Source organism: Pseudoalteromonas sp. NSLLW218 (assembly GCF_015864775.1).
In the GTDB taxonomy this organism is placed as follows: Bacteria; Pseudomonadota; Gammaproteobacteria; order Enterobacterales; family Alteromonadaceae; genus Pseudoalteromonas.
In genome coordinates, this window is the sequence record NZ_JADYWO010000001.1 from 555,728 (window position 1) to 575,440 (window position 19,713).

Consider the following 19,713-nt stretch of genomic DNA (forward strand, 5'->3'; position numbering starts at 1 on the left):
ATGAAAAAAAATGTAACAGAATTATATAAAAAAATTGGCTATGAATTCGCTGATCAAGGTTTACTTGAACAAGCAATGACGCACCGCAGCCACAAAGGCCAACATAATGAGCGACTAGAATTTTTAGGCGACTCGATTTTAAGCTTTGTGATCGCCAATGCACTTTATGCCAAATTCCCTAAAGCGCGTGAAGGCGATTTAAGCCGCATGCGTTCAACACTTGTGCGTGGTCAAACACTTGCTGAGTTTGGTCTTGAATTTGGTCTAGGCGATTATTTACGCTTAGGGCCGGGCGAGCTTAAAAGTGGCGGTTTTCGTCGCGAGTCAACGCTTGCTGATGCAGTAGAAGCTATTATAGGCGCTGCATTTTTAGATTCAGGTATCGACAGTTGTGGCGATCTTATATTGGCGTGGTACCAATCACGTTTGGATGCTATTTCACCAGGGCTTAACCAGAAAGATCCTAAAACCCTGCTGCAAGAGTATTTACAAGCCCGTAAATTATCGTTACCGGGCTACACAGTGGTTGATACACAAGGCCAAGCACACAATCAAACATTCACGGTTGAATGTATTGTTGATGGAATGGATAGCATAATTTCTGTTGGTAGCTCGCGCCGTAAGGCCGAACAAAAAGCTGCTGAAAAAGCATTGAAGATACTTAAAAATGAACCTTGATACCTTAATACAGCCTCATGAACGTGATGTAGATACATTTTGTGGAATGGTGGCGATTGTCGGTCGACCAAACGTAGGTAAATCGACTTTGCTTAATGAAATAATTGAGCAAAAAGTGAGTATTACCTCACGTAAACCACAAACTACACGTCATCGTATTATGGGTATTCATACCGTAGATAAACACCAAGCGGTATACATAGATACACCGGGTCTACACGTTGAAGAAAAGCGTGCTATTAACCGTCTAATGAATCGAGCAGCGTCTAGTTCTATCGGCGATGTAGAGCTTATTATTTTTGTCGTTGAAGGCACTCATTGGAATGCAGATGACGATATGGTACTTAATAAAGTATCGCAAAGTGGTAAGCCTGTATTATTAGTTATTAATAAAATTGACCAAGTTAAAGACCGTGATCTTGTATTGCCTCATATGAAGTGGTTAAGTGACAAGTTTGATTTTGTTGGAATTATGCCAGTATCAGCAACGCAAGGTAAAAACGTTGATTTAATCAAAGCAGAAGTAACTAAACGCTTACCTCCTTGCGAATTTTACTTTCCTGAAGATTATGTAACTGACCGTTCAATGCGCTTTATGGCAGCTGAAGTTATCCGTGAAAAGCTAATGCGTTTTATGGGTGAAGAACTACCGTATTCTGTGACTGTTGAAATTGAGCAGTTTAAATGGCAAGACAACGGTATTTGGCACATCAATGGGTTAATTCTTGTTGAGCGCGAAACACAAAAACGCATGGTTATTGGTAATAAAGGCGAAAAGCTAAAAACCATTGGCCGTGAAGCTCGTAAAGACATAGAAGAAATGCTTGATAACAAAGTATTTTTAGAGCTTTGGGTTAAAGTTAAGTCGGGTTGGGCTGATGATGAACGTGCACTAAGAAGCTTAGGTTACAGTGAAGACTAAACCAAGCAGTAGCTTAGTGAATGGATAGCGACTTCTACACCGCGTATTTATTACATCGGCGTCCTTATAGTGACTCCCAAGTAATGTTAGATATGCTTGTAGAAGGCGTTGGTCAGTTAAGAATGCTGGCCCGAATTAGTGGTCGCCAGGCCACTAAACATAAAGCACAACTTCAGCCGTTTCAGGCACTGCTTGTTAATTACAGTGGCAAGTACGATTTAAAATATATCAATAAGTTTGAACTGCATGGGAACTCGCACTTTTTAAAAGGTGATGAGCTTTATTGTGGTTTTTATTTAAATGAGCTTACTAATCGTATCGTTCCTGTTAACGAGCCAATTGAACAAGTATTTGAGCTATATAAAACTCATCTATCAAACCTAAACAGCGGGGCCAATTTACAAGAAGTGCTGCGTTCATACGAGTTTCAACTATTGGAATTACTCGGTTATGGCGTGGATTTTAGTTTTGACGCCAGTGGTGAACCAATTGATGAAAAGCAGACGTATAGTTATTTCCCTGAACTTGGTTTTTTAGTACAAGAAGATACGCGTTCTGGATTTAGTGGCAAACAACTCAACGCCATAGCAAATCATGACTTTAGCCAAAATGATGTGCTATATATGGCAAAGCAATTAAGTCGCTATTTATTAAAACCCTTATTAGGTAGTAAACCATTAAAAAGCCGCGAGCTATTTATGGCCTCTCAATAAACGTAATTTTACAGGTAAGAAAATGAAAGATATTCTTTTGGGTGTAAACGTAGATCATATTGCAACACTTCGCCAAGCGCGTGGAACAAGCTATCCAGATCCCGCTCATGCAGCCAGTGTAGCAGAGCATGCAGGCGCAGACGGTATTACGATTCACTTACGTGAAGACAGACGCCATATTCAAGATCGCGACGTTTATGTAATGGCTAAAACCATTCAAACTCGTATGAATCTTGAAACCGCTGTTACCGATGAAATGATAAAAATAGCGCTTGAAGTAAAACCTGAGTACGTGTGTTTAGTACCTGAAAAGCGCGAAGAATTAACAACCGAAGGTGGCTTAGACGTAGCCGGTAATATAGATAAAATTAAAGCAGCAACAAAAACGCTTACCGAAGCGGGTATTAAAGTATCGCTATTTATTGATGCAGATAAAGCACAGTTAGATGCAGCCAAAGAATGTGGTGCTCCTTATGTAGAAATACACACAGGCGCGTACGCTGATGCCACAAATGATACTGATTTACACAAAGAGTTAGGGCACATTCGTGAAGGTGTTAAATACGCAGCAAGCTTAGGTTTGATTGTTAACGCTGGCCATGGTCTTCATTATCATAACGTGAAACCAATCGCTGCAATGCCTGAGATTTATGAGCTAAATATTGGCCACGCTATTATTGCTCGTGCAGCGATAGATGGGCTCGATAAAGCCGTACGTGACATGAAACGATTAATGATTGAAGCAAGAATGTAAGATAAGCAAACATAAGCATTTAAAAAGCTTAATTAAAAAACGCGGTAAATACCGCGTTTTTTTGTATCTAAAATTCAAAGCTTATCTTTGCAGTTCGGTCACACTTGCATCTGCAAGTAGGTTTTCAAGCTCGTCCTGTAACTCAAATAATTCAGGTTCAATATTTTCTAACAAGCATTTATTTTTAAGCGATGTTTCGATTGTTTCTGCGAGTGATTTAAGTTTAGGTACACCAGTGTAGCAACATGCACCATGAAATTTATGAACAATACTTAACACTTGCTGACAATCATTGCTCTCTATCGCTTTAGCAAGTAATGTAAGGGTCTCAGGGACACTTAAAAGTAGCATGTTAAGCATCTCTAGCGCTAACTCGCTCTTTCCGCCAGCACGCTGCAGGGCTTGTGCCCAATCAATTCGACTACTTTGAAATGGTGCAGGACTTTGTGGTGTATCTGTTTTAGCTTTGTCACGATTAACAGGAGTCTGTGGACTATGGTCGCTAATAATTTGTTTAAGCATATCTTCATCAATAGGCTTAGTTAAATAGCCTTTAAAGCCATCTTTTAACAGTTGCTCTTTTTCGCTTTGAAGGGCATGTGCCGTTACAGCTATAATTGGTGTATCTTCATTAAGTGATGATTCGCGAATAAGCTTGCATGCGGTTATACCGTCCATAATTGGCATTTGTATATCCATAAAAATTATGTCGTATTTATGACTTTTACTTAAGCTGTATGCTTGTGAACCATTATGAGCCGTTTCTATTACTTCAATTTGTTCACTTAATAAAGTATGGAGAAGTTTTAAGTTAGCATCGTTATCATCAACAACCAATACCTTTAACGGCAGCAAAGCTTGATCGTTTTGTTCAATATTATGAGTAGGGTGGTCAAGCCTGTAAGGTGCGGCAAGTACTTCACATAACTTACGGTGATTAAGTGGTTTACTTAAACACGCATCAGCACCGCTACCTATAAAGGCTTCTCGCATATTGTGCGATACAGTATTAAGCATTAAATATAAGTAATCAGTAGATTCACGCACGGCTTTTACATAGCTTTTTAGTTGCTGCATATCATCAACTGATGCCATGTGGCCAATTAAGCAAACATCATATTTATGTTCAGTATTTTTTATAGCGTCTAAAAAGCTAGTCTCGTTAAAACATGCCGTCACGCTTGATTCCCACTGAGTTAATAACGAAAGTACAGCGTGATGTGTATGCTCGTGTGGCTCTAAATACAAAATACGTTTACCAATGAGCGATTTAGTCGGTAAGTCGTTAGTAAATACATGATTTGGCAAACTAAACACACTATTAAATGTAAAACAGGTACCGTTACCTGGCGCAGAATTTAGTGTTATGCGGCCACTCATCGCTTCAACAATATGTTTGGTAATAATAAGACCAAGACCTGTACCACCAAACTTACGTGTAATGCTTGAGTCTGCTTGCCCAAATGGAGTAAATAAAGAGTCTTGCTTATCCATAGGTATACCCACGCCAGTATCTGTTACTGACACAAGTAAAGAAGTGCGTTCGTCGTCGAGTAACCGATGGCTTATATCGACCTTAATTGAGCCTTTTTCGGTAAATTTAATCGCATTACTTAATAGGTTTATCAGCACTTGTTTAAAGCGAGTGGGATCGCCCGTTAAGTCATCCGGTACTTGTTGGTTAATGTAAATGGATAGCTCTAATTGCTTATCGTGTGCGCTAGGAGCTAGTAGCGTCATCACTTCATTTACAGCATCACGAAGTTGAAACTGAATCGACTCAAGTTCCATTGCACCCGCTTCTAGTTTGGAGAAGTCTAGAATGTCGCTAATAATAGTCATTAAACTATTTGCTGATAGCATAATAGTGTCGAGATAATCTTTTTGATGCTTGTTTAGTGGTGTTTTATAAAGCTGGCGTGTAAATCCAATAACACCATTTAACGGAGTACGAAGTTCGTGGCTCATTTTAGCTAAAAAGTCTGATTTTACGCGGTTAGCATCTTGAGCTTCTTTTTTTGCAAACGAGAGCTCTATATTTGAAGTTTCGTATTGCTCTAGTGTTTCGCGGTAGTCGCTAGTTGCTTGATCAATATTTTTTTGCATTTCATCTTTTTGCATCACCATAGTGTGAGCAATGGTGTTTAAGCCTTCTCGCAATAGCTCAAATTCACCTATCATGTTGTCGTTAAGGCCAGTACTTCTTTTACCTTCGACTAACTTGTCGGTTGCAAGTACTAACTTATTAAGCGGCGTCATAAACATGCGGCTTAACCTTAAAGCTAAAATTGCTGCAAATACTAATGATAAAATAATTACAATACCGCTAATTAATAAAGCACGTTGCTGCCCTATAACTGCTTGGTCTTTGTTTAGCTGTATAATAACGGTGCCCAGAGATGACTGAAAAGCCGATGGATCCCATTTAGAGTCGTGACTTGTATGGTTAATAATGGGCGTGAAGAATGTAACAAGCTCATCTGACTTTTGCACTCGGGTCGTTTTTAAATTTATGAGCGTTTTTTGATTAATTAACTTTTCAAATGAGCGGTGATAATTACTGGTCATTAATAGCGCATTATTTTTATCAAAAATAGCAATCGACTTAATTGTAGGGGAGTGCTTGTTATGCGTGTAGCTTATAAGGCGATTCAATAGCTGTTTGTTTTTTTCGAGCATGGGCTGCTCAAGCGCAATAGCAAGGGGCTCAGAAATAGTAGTACCTTGCTGATATAAAATTTCATCAAGCTCAATGTAACGATTTATTGTAAAATAGCCACCAAGTAGTAATCCTATGATCACCGTTGGGATCAGGGTCAGTGTTAAAACAGAATCGCGTAAGCCTAATTTGGTCATAATGGGAGCGTTTTATCGTTATTAGTATGATTTGAGTATATACGCTTCAACACGCATTCTAAAGCATCTAAATATAGGTGCTTCATAAATAAACTGAAGGTAATGCCTAATGGCGCAAATTTTTAAAGCGAAAAAAAAACCGCTTAAGCAACAAACATTAGAATTAAATATAACGGGAATGGATCATCAAGGGCGTGGTATTGCGAAGCATAATAATAAAGTATGTTTTGTAAGCGGTGCATTACCAAATGAAACAGTTAAAGCGACGCTCGTTGAAGATAAAGCTAAATACAGCAGTGCAAAAGTAATTAAAGTTATTAAAGCGAGTGAATCAAGAGTAGACGCTTTTTGTGAGCACTATAATCAGTGTGGTGGTTGCCAATTACAGCATTTAGAAATAAGCCAACAAGTTGTAGAAAAACAAACTGCAGTTACTCAATTATTTAGTAAGTTTGCTAAGTTAAACGGCTTAAACTGGCAAGCTCCATTATTAAGTAAGTCTGTGCATTACAGGCGCAGCGCCCGCATAGCCGTTATGTTTGATAAAGCAGCTAAAAAAATGCGTGTGGGTTATAGAGCCAGTGGTTCAAAAAATATTGTGAGTATTAATAAATGTGCAGTACTTGATGAAGTATTTGCGGATGTTTTTACACTTTTTGATGGTTTAATTAATCAACACAAAGCGCTACACAGTATAAGCCATTTACAGTTATGCCAAAGCGATGATAAAAACTTTGTTGTTATTCGTCACACTAAAGCAATTAACGATGATACAAAGGCTTTGGTTGAGCACATAACAAAAAGCCAACAGTTTGAAGTTGTATGGCAAAGCGAGAGCGATGTAATTGAGCATTCACACTTAGCCATGCCGTTTTATTATCTTAAAGAATTTGATCTAAAATTTGAATTTGGTTTAGGTAATTTTATCCAGGTAAATGCGCAAGTTAACGAAGCTATGTTAAAGCAAGCCGCAAATTGGCTTGATTTAAAAGGTGATGAAAATTTATTGGATTTATTTTGTGGTATTGGTAATTTTTCATTAGTGTTGGCAAAACAAGCAAAATCTGTAATTGGCGTAGAAGGTGTGACTTCAGCGGTTGCAATGGCTGCTCAAAATGCGCAAACTAACTCTATTACCAATGCGCAGTTTCATTGCTTTGATTTAACGCAAAGCATACAGAGCGCCCCATGGTTTAGTAAAAACTTAGATGTGCTTGTACTCGATCCTTCTAGGACTGGTGCAATAGCTGTATTAGAGCAATTATCTTTAAAGCAGTTTAAAACTATTTTATATGTCTCTTGTGACCCTGTTACTTTAGCCCGTGACAGCGCAATTATTTCACAAGCTGGCTTTGAACTTAATAAAATTGGGCTAATGAATATGTTCCCTCATACAGGGCATATTGAAACTATGGCGTTATTTCAACGGAGGTAGAACGCATTATGGTAGCTACACGACAATCACATCAACAAGATGAGACAACAGATTTTAGCACTCGGCTTTCATTTCTTGCTTTGTCTGAAGAAAAAACAGAGCTACTTACTAAAGCGCAAGCGCTATGCGTAAAATGTGATAATGAAAGCAGGCAAACTACTGCAATCGAAATGGTTGAAATTTTAGCTGAGCTAAATCTCGATCCCGAATCGTTAGCTACTGCGTATTTAACCCCGTATTTTTTAAACGATTTAATATCACTTGAAACCATAGAAGAGCAGCTTGGTAGTAATATAGCCATGCTGTTAACTGGGGTTGCACAAATGGCCACTATTAGTACTTTATCTCATCAAGGTAAAGGAACTATGCAAGTTGATAATATTCGAAAAATGTTATTAACCATGGTTGAAGATGTGCGCGCCGTGGTCATTAAGCTTGCCGAGCAGGTATGTCATTTACGTAATGTAAAAAATGCGGATGAAGAAGACCGCGTCATTGCCGCTAAAGAAACGGCTGATATTTTTGCACCATTGGCAAATAGATTAGGAATAGGGCAATTAAAATGGGAACTGGAAGATTTATCGTTTAGATATTTGCACCCAGGCACCTATAAAAGTATAGCCAAACAACTTGACGACAAACGCCTTACGCGCGAAGCCTATATGGAAGATATGGTTGAGCAAGTAAAAAGCCGTTTAAGTGAAGCGGGCATAGAGGCCCAAGTTTATGGCCGCCCCAAGCACATTTACAGCATTTATAAAAAAATGCAGCAAAAAAACTACGAGTTTGATCAGCTTTTTGATATTCGTGCAATGCGTATTGTTGTTGAGCGCCTACAAGATTGTTATGGAGCGCTGGGTATTGTGCACACCAATTGGCGTCATCTAAATAAAGAGTTTGACGACTATGTAGCAACTCCAAAGCAAAACGGCTATCAGTCAATTCATACCGTGGTATTTGGGCCTGAAGGTAAAACAGTAGAAATACAAATTCGTACTAGCGATATGCATCAAGATGCTGAGTTGGGTGTGGCTGCACACTGGATGTACAAAGAAGGTGCATTACCGGGGCGCGGCTCGGGTTATGAGCAAAAAATTAGCTGGCTACGTAAGTTACTCCAATGGCAAGAAGAAGTAGTTGATGGTGGCGATTTAGCAGAAGAGCTTAAAAACCAAGTAGTAGAAGACCGCGTATACATATTTACCCCAAGCGGCGATATTATCGATTTACCACTTGGCGCTACACCGCTCGATTTTGCTTACTACATTCACTCAAATGTAGGGCATCGTTGTATTGGCGCAAAAATATTCGGCAAAATAGTGCCGTTTACGCATCAACTTACAACTGGGGATCAGGTAGAAATACTGACCCAAAAACAACCAAATCCAAGTCGTGATTGGTTAAATCCGTCATTAGGGTACATTAAGTCATCGCGCGCTAGAGCCAAGATTCATCACTGGTTTAAACAGCTCGACCGCGACAAAAACTTAAGTGCGGGTAAAGAAATTCTCGACAGTGAACTACAAAAGCTTAATTTAACATACAAAGATTTAGAGCCAGCCATCAAGCGTTTTAACTTTAAAGAACTTGATGACTTAATGGTTGCGATTGGTGCGGGCGATGTACGCCTCAATCAAATGCTTAACTTTGTAAGTGATCGGACAGAAGATGAGCCGGTTATTCGTATTAAAGCACCTAGCAAAGTAACTGGTGACAAAAACGGCATAGTGGTTGATGGCGTTGGTAGCTTAATGAGCCATGTAGCCAAATGCTGTCGTCCTGTACCTGGCGATGAAATAATAGGTTATATAACGCAAGGTCGAGGAATAGGTGTTCATAAGGAAGACTGTGATTCGTTTAATAACTTAAAAAATCAGCATCCAGAACGTGTTATTTCAGTAAGTTGGTCTGATGATATCAACGGCTCGTACGCACTAAGTATTAAAATAGAAGCCACCGATCGTTCAGGGCTAATACGCGACATAAGCTCAGTACTTGCTAATGAAAAAGTAAATGTTTTAAACATGAACGTAAATACGGTTGAGGATAATCAGTTAGCTATATTTACGATGCAAATAGAAGTACATGACTTATCGGGTACTAACCGTGTTCTTTCTAAGTTACACCAAATTGAAGGTGTACACGATGCCAAGCGTGGTCATTAATCATGAATGATAATACAGCGCTTACACAGCTTCTTAGCATAATGAAAACACTGCGAGATCCCAAGGGCGGTTGCCCGTGGGATCTTAAACAAGATTTTAAATCTATTGTGCCGCATACACTAGAGGAAGCATACGAAGTTGCCGACTGTATTGAGTCAGGCAACTTAGATGAGCTTAAAGGTGAATTGGGGGATTTGTTATTTCAAATTATTTTTTATGCGCAGCTTGCACAAGAGCAAAATCTATTTGATTTTGATGATGTAGTAGAGCAATTAAACGATAAGCTTACCCGTCGCCACCCGCATGTATTTGGCGATAAAAAAGAGCTAACAGACGAGCAGCTATCGCAACAGTGGCAAACAATCAAAGCACAAGAACGCAGTGCTAGAGCGCAAACAAAATTACCTTCTTTTTGGCAAGATATTCCTGCAAATATGCCAAGCTTAAGTAAAGCCAAAAAAATTCAACAACGGGTTGCCGCACTTGGTTTCGATTGGCCAACGTATCATGGTGCACTTGATAAAGTGAGCGAAGAAGTGCTTGAAGTAAAAGAAGCGATTGAGCAAGACCCGTTATCTGATCATACAGCGGAAGAACTCGGCGACTTACTTTTTGCCACTGTTAATGTTGTACGCCATGTTAAACGAGACCCCGAACAGCTGCTTCGTAGCGCTAATGATAAGTTTTCAGCGCGTTTTGAAAAGGTAAACGCCTATTTGTATGCGCAAGGCAAAAGCTTAGATACAGCCACCTTTGAAGAAATGGACAGTGCATGGGATGCAATTAAAAAAGTAAAATAGGCTTAATGTTAAATAGTGCACATTTTTTGTGCGCGCATTAGCTAATTTTAGCTGGATTGATAAGCAGTGTTTTGGTACAATTTCGCCCCGTCTTGATGATATACCCTTAGGCTCTTCTTTGGGTGTTATATTCCTTTTAATTCCTGATATTCTAGGGTTCGCATGAGTACAAAATTTATCTTCGTTACTGGCGGAGTTGTTTCTTCGTTGGGTAAAGGTATTGCCGCAGCTTCACTGGCCGCTATTTTAGAAGCCCGTGGTTTAAATGTTACCATTTTAAAGCTGGATCCTTACATCAACGTTGACCCAGGCACAATGAGCCCAATTCAACACGGTGAAGTTTACGTTACAGAAGACGGCGCAGAAACTGACCTTGATTTAGGTCACTACGAGCGTTTTATTCGTACCAAAATGACTAGTCGTAATAACTTCACACAAGGCCGTGTATATGAAGACGTATTACGTCGTGAGCGCCGTGGTGAATACCTAGGTGCTACTATTCAGGTTATTCCACATATCACTAACGATATTAAGCAACGTGTATACGACGGTGCTGAAGGTTATGATATTGCTATTGTAGAAATTGGCGGCACTGTAGGTGATATAGAATCACAACCGTTTATTGAAGCAATTCGTCAGATGGGAACTGAAATTGGCCGCGAACGCGCGCTATTTATTCACTTAACGCTAGTGCCATTTTTAGGCCCTGCCGGTGAAGTTAAAACGAAACCAACACAGCACTCTGTTAAAGAGTTACGCTCAGTAGGTATTCAACCAGATATTCTTATTTGTCGTTCAGACCGTAAACTACCTAATAATGAGCGTGCAAAAATCTCATTATTCACAAACGTAGAAGAAAAAGCGGTTATTTCACTACCTGACGTAGACAGCATTTATAAAATTCCTGCGTTATTAAAAACACAAGAATTAGATAACTTCGTATGTCGTCGTTTTCACTTAGATCCACCAGAAGCTGATTTAGCTGAGTGGGAACAAGTACTTTATCAAGAGTCTAACCCAACGGGTGAAGTGACCATTGGTATGGTTGGTAAGTATATTGAATTACCAGATGCATACAAATCGGTTAACGAAGCATTAAAGCATGCGGGCCTTAAAAACCGTTTAACAATTAATATTGAATATGTAGATTCACAAGACTTAGAAAGCAAAGGTGTTGAATTACTTTCACACTTAGATGCTATTTTAGTACCTGGTGGATTTGGCGGACGTGGTGTTGAGGGTAAAATCTTAGCGGCTAAATACGCACGCGAAAATAAAGTACCATACCTAGGTATTTGTTTAGGCATGCAAGTAGCATTAATTGAATACGCACGTAATGTTGCAGGTTTAACGGATGCAAACTCTACAGAGTTTAATGCAAAATCAGAAGCGCCAGTAGTTGGTTTAATTACTGAATGGCTAGATGCTGAAGGTAATGTTGAAACACGTAGCGAAAAATCTGATTTAGGTGGCACTATGCGTTTAGGCGCACAAAAATGTCATTTAACGCCAGGCTCTAAAGTTCATGAAGTATATGGCAGCGACGAAATTGTTGAACGTCATCGTCATCGCTACGAAGTAAATAATAACTTTGTAGAAATACTTGAAAAAGCAGGCTTAAGCTTTACTGGTTTATCAGAAGATAAAAAACTGGTAGAAATTATCGAAAATAAAGATCACCCATGGTTTATTGCCGCGCAATTCCACCCGGAATTCACGTCAACTCCACGTGATGGTCATCCGTTGTTTGAAGGGTTTGTAGCAGCCGCGCATATCCACCAAAAAGCGAATTCGTAATTTTAAAAGCCGTGCATATTGCACGGCTTTTTTGTTTTAAGGGCTGACTGATACCAATTTTATTAAAAACATGAGCATTGTATCGCATTAAATAACTCACTCACTGCGTTAAAAATTACTCATATAGAACAACTATATGTCATAATTTCAGCCTTGTTATTGAGCTATTTTCTTAGCGCTATAATAGCTCACTAATTAAATGCAATTGGTATAAACTATATAAAACGTAGTAAAGTTAGCTGAACTCACCATTTTGGGAATATAGAGGAATCAAGATGTCAGAAATCGTAAAAGTAATCGGTCGCGAAATTATGGACTCGCGTGGTAACCCAACTGTTGAAGCAGACGTACATTTAGCAGATGGTTCTTGGGGTCGTGCAGCAGCACCTTCAGGCGCATCTACTGGTACTCGTGAAGCATTAGAGTTACGCGACGGTGATAAATCACGTTACTTAGGTAAAGGTGTATTAAAAGCAGTTGGTTATATCAATAACGAAATTGCTGATGCTTTAAAAGGCCAAAGTGCATTAGATCAAAGCGCTGTAGATAAAGTAATGCTAGATTTAGACGGTACCGAAAATAAAGAAAAATTAGGTGCAAACGCAATCTTAGCTGTATCACTAGCAACTGCGAAAGCAGCAGCACAGTCTAAAAAAGTTGAGCTTTATGAACATATCGCTGACTTAAACGGCACGCCAGGTGTTTACTCTATGCCACTTCCAATGATGAATATCATCAATGGTGGTGAACATGCAGATAACTCTGTAGATATTCAAGAATTCATGATCCAACCTGTTGGCGCTAAAAACTTCCGCGAAGGCCTACGTATGGGCGCTGAAGTATTCCATAGCCTTGCTAAAGTACTTAAAGCTGATGGTCATTCAACAGCGGTTGGCGATGAAGGTGGTTTTGCACCTAACCTTGCATCTAACGAAGCGGCTCTTGCTGCAATTAAAGTAGCTGTTGCAAACGCAGGTTACGAGCTAGGTAAAGATATTACTTTAGCGATGGATTGTGCTGCATCTGAGTTCTACGACAAAGAAGCAAACATCTACGACCTTAAGGGTGAAGGCAAAAAGTTCACTTCTGAAGAATTTAACTTCTTCTTACAAGATCTTACTAATCAGTACCCAATCGTTTCTATTGAAGATGGTCTTGATGAGTCTGATTGGGACGGCTTTGCACATCAAACTAAACTAATGGGTGATAAAATCCAATTAGTAGGTGATGATTTATTTGTAACAAATACTAAGATTTTAAAGCGTGGTATCGACAACGGTATTGCTAACTCAATCTTGATTAAGTTTAACCAAATTGGTTCTTTAACTGAAACTTTAGCTGCAATCAAAATGGCTAAAGATGCTGGTTTTACTGTTGTTATTTCTCACCGCTCTGGTGAAACTGAAGATTCAACAATTGCTGATTTAGCTGTTGGTACTGCTGCAGGTCAAATTAAAACAGGTTCATTGAGCCGTTCTGACCGTGTTGCAAAGTACAACCAATTGCTTCGTATTGAAGAGCAATTAGGTGATAAAGCACCGTACAACGGTCTTAAAGAAGTTAAAGGTCAGTAATTACTGCTCTTTAATTTACAATTATAAAATCCTCGCTCAGGCGGGGATTTTTTATGCCAAATATTTCTACTCAAAGAGATGAAAATTTATTGTAGGCGTTTAGCTTGCTGACGCGCGCACGCAGTGCGAAAAGGGTGAACAACAAAAACGAAAACTCTTTATTTAAACCTCAAACTATTTTATTAAAAAGGTGAAATACCTAGTAGGCGTTAAGAACGCTGACGCGCACGAAGTGCGAAAAAGGATTTGCTTAACTCATAATATTTTCTGCACAGCTCAAAGCTGAAACTGCTGCTTTAAAATATCACCTGTAAAACTGGTTTTTAAGTAAAAGCCACGGGGTAGGGTTTTAATTATTTGCCCATTTGGGCCAATAGCATCAGTCACTATTTTACTATGAGCAGCTTTAGGGCGTATTTGCATCGCATCGCCTAAATGGCCTGATATTTCGTCGACTCTACCTAGCGCAATTAGCTCCATTTGCTCTTCCCAGTCTCGCTGTAATAAAGCGTCTTGTTCAGGCGTGGGTTGCCACAAAAAGCCGCTGCCGATGGTTCTATCAAACGGGGCAATATCACGTTCGCTTAAAATTGGCAGCCATAAAACATGATTTAGTTTTTTACGCACAGAACTGGTATGCCAAGTCATTCCTGTAACGTCCATTAAAGGTGTAACCGATACAAACGTAGTTTCCAGTGGCCTACCTTTATAGGAAATAGGGAGTGTTTTTAGCTCAATTCCTAAATCTTCAAAATCCGGAAGTGGTTTTGAGCCCGCAGTAGCACCTAGTACGTATTCAATCAACTGGCCAGTCCAACCTTTTTCGCGCAGTAAATCATCTGGCGTTTTAAAATTATACTTGTTAGCAAGCTGCCCTAGCGTTAATCCGGCAATATTATTAACGCGTTGCATTAAATCGTTTATTGAGTGTGGTTTTGTAGGTCGCATATTCTTAATTTCGGTTGTATAAATACCATAGCCATGATAGCAAATAGGCTAAGCCGTGGATATCTTTAGGGTTGTACGTTTTTTACCCTCCCTCTGTTTGTGTTAATTTTGCACATATTGAAATTAAGCTACTTTACTTTAAGTTACTGACGCTGCAGGTTTTTTTAAATTTTCACGTTCAGTTTTGATTAAGCCATTTAAAAGTTGTAAGGATAAATACAACTATATAAACATGTTTATCCACAGAATCTGTGGAGAAGCCAAGTTTTAAGATCTAATATTGTGGATTTGTTTGCAAAATGAGCGCGTTTTACAAAAGTTATGCACAAACTGTGAGTAACTAGAGGAATACAAGAACCGCAATAGCCTTGTTAAGTTATTTTCTAAATATTTACCTATTCTCCATTAATTTATCAATGTACTAAAAGCTCAAACTTAGCTTACTAATCGGGTTGGGTATAATAGTATTTGCCGTATTGCGGCTAATGTGGAACAATCATTAAAAATCGACTTACAAATGAGGCACTAAGGTGATTGATGCCGAAGGTTTTCGTGCCAATGTCGGAATTGTGATTTGCAATAATCAGGGACAGGTTTTTTGGGCCAGACGTTATGGTCAACACTCTTGGCAATTTCCCCAAGGTGGTGTTGATGATGGTGAAACTGCAGAACAAACTATGTACCGTGAATTACACGAAGAAGTAGGGTTGCGACCAGAAGATGTAGAAATAGTCGCAAGCTCAAAACATTGGTTACGCTATAAATTACCCAAACGATTAATCCGCCGAGACTCTAGTCCGGTGTGTATTGGGCAAAAACAAAAATGGTTTTTACTAAAATTGCGCTGTAAAGACGAAGATGTAAATTTACTTAAAACCCATCATCCTGAATTTGATGATTGGCGCTGGGTAAGTTATTGGTATCCTGTAAGACAGGTTGTATCGTTTAAACGGGATGTTTATCGACGTGTAATGAAAGAGTTTGCTCCTTTCGCCATGCCTTTTAATAAGAGAGAACAACATAAAGATCATTGGCGAAGTAAAAGGTAGTAATTTCTCTATAGAATAAAGGAGCAGGACATGCTGGCTACACTGAGATCTATTGCGGAGTCTGTATCGCGACAAGCGAATTTAGACAGTGCATTAGTGTGCTTTGTGCAAATGGTTAAAGATGCCATGAAAACCCAGTGCTGCTCCATTTATTTTGCAGATTACAGCCAAGACAATTTTGTACTTATGGCAACCGAAGGGCTAAACCCCGATGCGGTAGGTAAGTTTAGAATTGGTTTTACCGAAGGTTTAGTTGGCCTAGTAGCGCAACGCGAAGAACCCATTAATATTGCATTTGCTAAATCGCATCCTCGTTTTAAGCTCTCCCCCGAAGTAAATGAAGAAGGCTACAACGCTTTTTTATCAGTGCCCGTTGTTCATCAAAAAAAAGTACTGGGCGTTATTGTTGTCCAACAAAAAATGGCACGTGTATTTAGCCAAGACGAAGAGTCGTTTTTAATAACGCTTTCTGCTCAACTTGCGTCACAGTTAGCGCATGCTGAAATTAAAGAAATACTACGCCAAGATGAGTCATCTCATCAAACGTCTGTTTTAAAAGGTGTATCGAGCGCGCCGGGAATAGGTATAGGACAAGCATTTGTTGTATTACCAAAACTTGATTTTAAATCTATTGAGCTTTTAAAAGACAGTGACGTCACGGAGCAGCGCCGTTTATTTACTCAAGCTGTAGCTGCAACGCGCAAAGAATTTAATACCCTATCGATGACGCTAAGCGATTCTATTCCGCACGAAGCTCTTGCGGTATTTGATGTGTATCAACAACTGCTTGATGCTAAAAGTTTAGGGCATAATGTTGAAATGCAATTACAAGAAGGCTGGTGTGCTAAAAGCGCCCTAAAAATTGTAATAGAGCGTTTAATATCTCAATTTAATGCCATGCAAGACCCTTATATAAAAGAGCGTGCTGTTGACGTTAAAGACATTGGTCTTCGCGTATTACACCATCTTGTAAATACCGAGCACGCTGTTAAAAATTATCCGCCCAACACTATTTTAATTGCTAATACTTTAACACCCGCCATGCTTGCTGAAGTGCCAAAAGGTCACTTAACAGGCGTTGTAAGCGTAAATGGCTCTGCAAATAGCCATGCTTCTATATTAACGCGTGCGATGGGGCTCCCTGCCATTTGGGGTATAGAAGATTTACCTCTACTACAGTTTAATGGCAAACCGATGATTTTAGATGCATTTGCTGGGCGTTTATATATATCGCCTTCACAAATGCTGATGGATGAATACACAGAGTTACAGCATCAAGATAACCTACTTAATAACCGCTTTTTAGCAGAGCAAGACTCAGAATCAATTACGCTTGACGGTGAACACGTTAGCTTATTATTAAACGCAGGCCTTGAGCTTAATACCGAGCAAAGTAGCGCACATATTTGTGACGGTGTGGGGCTTTATCGGACCGAAGCGTGGTTTATGCAAAAGGGTCAGTTTCCTTCGCAATCAGAGCAAGAAAACTGGTACCGAGAAGTACTAACTAGCTATCATCCTAATCCTGTGGTTATGCGTACATTGGATATTGGGGGCGATAAGGTACTTGATTACTTTAATATTACCGAAGAGAATCCATTTTTAGGTTGGCGTGGTATTCGTATTAGCCTTGATCATCCTGAGTTATTTTTAGATCAACTAAAAGCGATGCTTAAAGCAAATATTGGTTTAGGTAATTTAAAAATAATGCTCCCTATGATCAGTGGCACTGAAGAAGTTGATGAGTCACTTGCGTTATTTGAACAGGCTTATTTTGAATTAAGTGAAAAATACCCAGAGCAAACCATAGAAAGACCCGACATAGGTATAATGCTGGAAGTACCTTCAAGTGTATTTATGCTTCCTGAGTGGTCAAAAAAAGTCGATTTTTGCTCAGTAGGCAGTAACGATTTAACACAGTATTTATTAGCAGTAGACAGAGCTAACGCACGTGTAGCCGAACTTTTTAACCCTTATCACCCTGGTGTACTAAGAGTATTAAATAAAGTGGCGCACGAATGTGAGCAATATGAACTGCCATTTAGTTTGTGTGGTGAACTAGGCGGCGATCCTGAAGGTGCTATTTTGCTTATTGCCATGGGTTATAGACGCCTTAGTATGAACTTATCATCGCTTAATAAAGTAAAGTGGGTACTTAGGCGTTTAAATGTCAGTGATATGGAACAACTATTAAGTGAATGTTTAGCGCAATCCACAGCCAAACAAGTACTACGTTTAACGCGAAGCTTTATGCTAGAGCATAAATTAGGTGATTTGTTTTACACCCCAAAATAAGCTCGTACGCCTAATTAATTGCAATACACAGATGCTATTAGTTTTATAATCCTTTAATATATAAACCTTAAAAAGGTATTTGAGATTACTATGTATGACTTAGGTTTGTTAGTCGCAAGCTGCGCACTACTAGGCTGTATTGTTGGGTTTTTAGCTGGATTACTAGGCATTGGCGGCGGTTTAATTATCGTTCCAGTACTAAGCACTCTGCTACTCTCATTTAATGTAACGTCGGCTGATCATGTATTAGTAATTGCTATTGCAACCTCACTCGCTTCTATTTTATTTACTTCAACGTCTTCAGCGCTGGCTCATCATAAAAATGATAACGTGCCTTGGGCAATTGCACCATGGGTTATGTCGGGTGTGGCTTTAGGCGCACTTGTTAGTGGCTTTGCAGCAAGTTTAATCCCTGAACAAATATTACGTACAGTGTTTGCTATAAGCGTTGTATTTATTGCAGCCAGAATGGTGCTCTCCGCGCGTAATAAACAGATGTCAGAAAAACCGTTGCCGGCAGGTCCTGTTTTAGGGGGCGTTTCTGCAATAATGGGCGGATTATCAGGTTTAATAGGGATTGGCGGCGGAGCTTTAATAGTACCTATGCTTAATTATTTTTCGGTTGATATAAAAAAAGCAATTGGCTGTGCGGCAGCGTGCGGAATTGTTATTGCATTATTTGGCTCTATTGGTTACATCAGCGCAGGCTGGCATGTTACCGATTTAGAGCATGGTTTTGCCGGGTTTGTTTACTTACCTGCATTATTTGGGATTGTTATTACCTCGTGGTTTGTTGCGCCTATTGGCGCCAAAGCAACTCACTATTTACCTGTTAATACAATTAAGAAAGTTTTCGCGGTGCTGCTTGTAGTTATCGCAATTAAAATGGTTTTTAGCTAAAGGTTTATTTTTTATGGCACTTGAGTTTCCTCAAATTGATCCAATTATTTTTTCTGTTGGACCGCTAAGCGTACGTTGGTATGGCTTAATGTACTTAATAGGTTTTGCATTTGCGATGTGGTTTGCTAATCGTCAAGCGTCAAAGCCAAATTCGGGTTGGACTAAAGACCAAGTAAGCGATTTACTGTTTTACGGCATGTTAGGGGTAATACTAGGCGGGCGTATTGGCTACGTATTGTTTTACCAGTTTAGTTATTTTATAGAAAACCCACTGTATTTATTTAGAATAGATCAGGGCGGTATGTCGTTCCATGGTGGCACACTTGGCGTTATAACCGCCGTCGCAATTTTTTCGTGGACGCGTAAAAAGTCACTGCTTCAAGTGGGCGACTTTGTTGCACCACTCGTTCCTGTAGGACTTTTAGCTGGACGTATTGGTAACTTTATAAACGGTGAGTTATGGGGCCGAGTTACCGATGTGCCATGGGCAATGGTATTTCCAACGGGCGGTCCGCTTGCGCGTCACCCATCGCAATTATACGAAGCATTTTTTGAAGGCTTAGTGCTGTTTTTAATCCTGCAATGGTTTATTAAAAAACCACGTCCAGCAGGGAGTGTAGCCGGTGTATTTTTATTAGGTTACGGCGTGTTTAGATTCTGTATTGAATATTTCCGCCAACCCGATGCACAACTCGGTTTATTTGCCGACTTTATTTCAATGGGACAAATACTTTCACTTCCAATGATAGTGGGTGGTTTAGGCTTATTAATTTGGGCATATAAGCAACCACAACACGTTACACCAGCTAAGGCATAATAAGAAAAGC

General features: G+C 39.5%; 15 protein-coding genes. 13 read left to right on the forward strand and 2 right to left on the reverse strand.

All coding sequences use genetic code 11. From position 1 onward, the window contains the following. The 4 genes from rnc to pdxJ are packed head-to-tail and all read left to right on the forward strand — an operon-like array spanning position 1 to position 3,067. Positions 1–678, forward strand: a complete 678-nt coding sequence (rnc, locus tag I6E80_RS02535; protein ID WP_007581728.1) for a ribonuclease III — start codon at positions 1–3, stop codon at positions 676–678. Beyond that, complete coding sequence (gene era / locus I6E80_RS02540) at positions 668–1,600, forward strand: GTPase Era (protein ID WP_007581730.1); 933 nt, start codon at positions 668–670, stop codon at positions 1,598–1,600. The genes rnc and era overlap by 11 nt, the downstream gene beginning before the upstream one ends. Positions 1,601–1,620: 20 nt before the next feature. Beyond that, positions 1,621–2,313 (forward strand): DNA repair protein RecO, encoded by a 693-nt coding sequence (gene recO / locus I6E80_RS02545; RefSeq protein ID WP_002958713.1) that lies wholly within the window; start codon positions 1,621–1,623, stop codon positions 2,311–2,313. A gap of 22 nt (positions 2,314–2,335) precedes the next feature. Beyond that, entirely contained in the window at positions 2,336–3,067 is a 732-nt protein-coding gene (gene pdxJ, locus I6E80_RS02550) for a pyridoxine 5'-phosphate synthase (protein WP_197184700.1), read from the forward strand. Positions 3,068–3,148: 81 nt separating this feature from the next. On the opposite strand, the gene barA is transcribed toward pdxJ, so the two are convergent. Next, entirely contained in the window at positions 3,149–5,923 is a 2,775-nt protein-coding gene (gene barA, locus I6E80_RS02555) for a two-component sensor histidine kinase BarA (RefSeq protein WP_197184701.1), read from the reverse strand. 109 nt (positions 5,924–6,032) lie between these two features. Here barA and rlmD point away from each other — a divergent pair, with 109 nt between their 5' ends. From rlmD to eno, 5 genes are all read left to right on the forward strand, one after another. After that, entirely contained in the window at positions 6,033–7,358 is a 1,326-nt protein-coding gene (gene rlmD / locus I6E80_RS02560) for a 23S rRNA (uracil(1939)-C(5))-methyltransferase RlmD (protein WP_197184702.1), read from the forward strand. 8 nt (positions 7,359–7,366) lie between these two features. Continuing rightward, positions 7,367–9,523 (forward strand): GTP diphosphokinase, encoded by a 2,157-nt coding sequence (relA, locus tag I6E80_RS02565; protein WP_024598748.1) that lies wholly within the window; start codon positions 7,367–7,369, stop codon positions 9,521–9,523. Positions 9,524–9,525: 2 nt separating this feature from the next. Next, on the forward strand, positions 9,526–10,323 hold the full coding sequence (gene mazG, locus I6E80_RS02570) for a nucleoside triphosphate pyrophosphohydrolase (RefSeq protein WP_197184703.1): 798 nt from the start codon (positions 9,526–9,528) through the stop codon (positions 10,321–10,323). Between the two features lie 162 nt (positions 10,324–10,485). Further along, positions 10,486–12,120 carry a CTP synthase gene (locus tag I6E80_RS02575; RefSeq protein ID WP_154903495.1) on the forward strand — a complete coding sequence of 545 codons (1,635 nt, stop codon included), beginning with the start codon at positions 10,486–10,488 and terminating at the stop codon, positions 12,118–12,120. Between the two features lie 275 nt (positions 12,121–12,395). Then, positions 12,396–13,694, forward strand: coding sequence for a phosphopyruvate hydratase (gene eno, locus I6E80_RS02580; RefSeq protein ID WP_024589994.1), 1,299 nt, complete (start codon positions 12,396–12,398; stop codon positions 13,692–13,694). 276 nt (positions 13,695–13,970) lie between these two features. Here eno and mutH read toward each other — a convergent pair whose 3' ends face one another. Beyond that, positions 13,971–14,642, reverse strand: a complete 672-nt coding sequence (gene mutH / locus I6E80_RS02585) for a DNA mismatch repair endonuclease MutH (protein WP_197184704.1) — start codon at positions 14,640–14,642, stop codon at positions 13,971–13,973. Positions 14,643–15,172: 530 nt separating this feature from the next. Between mutH and rppH the strand changes: the two genes are divergently transcribed. From rppH to lgt, 4 genes are all read left to right on the forward strand, one after another. Next, the gene (rppH, locus tag I6E80_RS02590) at positions 15,173–15,691 is read left to right on the forward strand and encodes an RNA pyrophosphohydrolase (RefSeq protein WP_002958704.1); all 519 of its coding nucleotides are present in this window, start codon (positions 15,173–15,175) and stop codon (positions 15,689–15,691) included. A 30-nt stretch (positions 15,692–15,721) separates the two neighbouring features. Beyond that, the gene (gene ptsP / locus I6E80_RS02595) at positions 15,722–17,986 is read left to right on the forward strand and encodes a phosphoenolpyruvate--protein phosphotransferase (RefSeq protein ID WP_024598745.1); all 2,265 of its coding nucleotides are present in this window, start codon (positions 15,722–15,724) and stop codon (positions 17,984–17,986) included. Positions 17,987–18,076: 90 nt separating this feature from the next. Further along, a complete protein-coding gene (locus I6E80_RS02600) occupies positions 18,077–18,886 on the forward strand; it encodes a sulfite exporter TauE/SafE family protein (RefSeq protein ID WP_197184705.1) in 810 nt (269 codons plus the stop codon). Positions 18,887–18,899: 13 nt separating this feature from the next. Next, on the forward strand, positions 18,900–19,703 hold the full coding sequence (gene lgt / locus I6E80_RS02605) for a prolipoprotein diacylglyceryl transferase (RefSeq protein WP_024598743.1): 804 nt from the start codon (positions 18,900–18,902) through the stop codon (positions 19,701–19,703). Positions 19,704–19,713: the final 10 nt, after the last annotated feature.

What these genes read in the sequence shown, in the direction of transcription:
- rnc (WP_007581728.1), top strand. Translation starts at nt 1, where the DNA reads ATGAAAAAAAATGTAACAGAATTATATAAAAAAATTGGCTATGAATTC.
- era (WP_007581730.1), top strand. Translation starts at nt 668, where the DNA reads ATGAACCTTGATACCTTAATACAGCCTCATGAACGTGATGTAGATACA.
- recO (WP_002958713.1), top strand. Translation starts at nt 1,621, where the DNA reads ATGGATAGCGACTTCTACACCGCGTATTTATTACATCGGCGTCCTTAT.
- pdxJ (WP_197184700.1), top strand. Translation starts at nt 2,336, where the DNA reads ATGAAAGATATTCTTTTGGGTGTAAACGTAGATCATATTGCAACACTT.
- barA (WP_197184701.1), bottom strand. Translation starts at nt 5,923, where the DNA reads ATGACCAAATTAGGCTTACGCGATTCTGTTTTAACACTGACCCTGATC.
- rlmD (WP_197184702.1), top strand. Translation starts at nt 6,033, where the DNA reads ATGGCGCAAATTTTTAAAGCGAAAAAAAAACCGCTTAAGCAACAAACA.
- relA (WP_024598748.1), top strand. Translation starts at nt 7,367, where the DNA reads ATGGTAGCTACACGACAATCACATCAACAAGATGAGACAACAGATTTT.
- mazG (WP_197184703.1), top strand. Translation starts at nt 9,526, where the DNA reads ATGAATGATAATACAGCGCTTACACAGCTTCTTAGCATAATGAAAACA.
- I6E80_RS02575 (WP_154903495.1), top strand. Translation starts at nt 10,486, where the DNA reads ATGAGTACAAAATTTATCTTCGTTACTGGCGGAGTTGTTTCTTCGTTG.
- eno (WP_024589994.1), top strand. Translation starts at nt 12,396, where the DNA reads ATGTCAGAAATCGTAAAAGTAATCGGTCGCGAAATTATGGACTCGCGT.
- mutH (WP_197184704.1), bottom strand. Translation starts at nt 14,642, where the DNA reads ATGCGACCTACAAAACCACACTCAATAAACGATTTAATGCAACGCGTT.
- ptsP (WP_024598745.1), top strand. Translation starts at nt 15,722, where the DNA reads ATGCTGGCTACACTGAGATCTATTGCGGAGTCTGTATCGCGACAAGCG.
- I6E80_RS02600 (WP_197184705.1), top strand. Translation starts at nt 18,077, where the DNA reads ATGTATGACTTAGGTTTGTTAGTCGCAAGCTGCGCACTACTAGGCTGT.
- lgt (WP_024598743.1), top strand. Translation starts at nt 18,900, where the DNA reads ATGGCACTTGAGTTTCCTCAAATTGATCCAATTATTTTTTCTGTTGGA.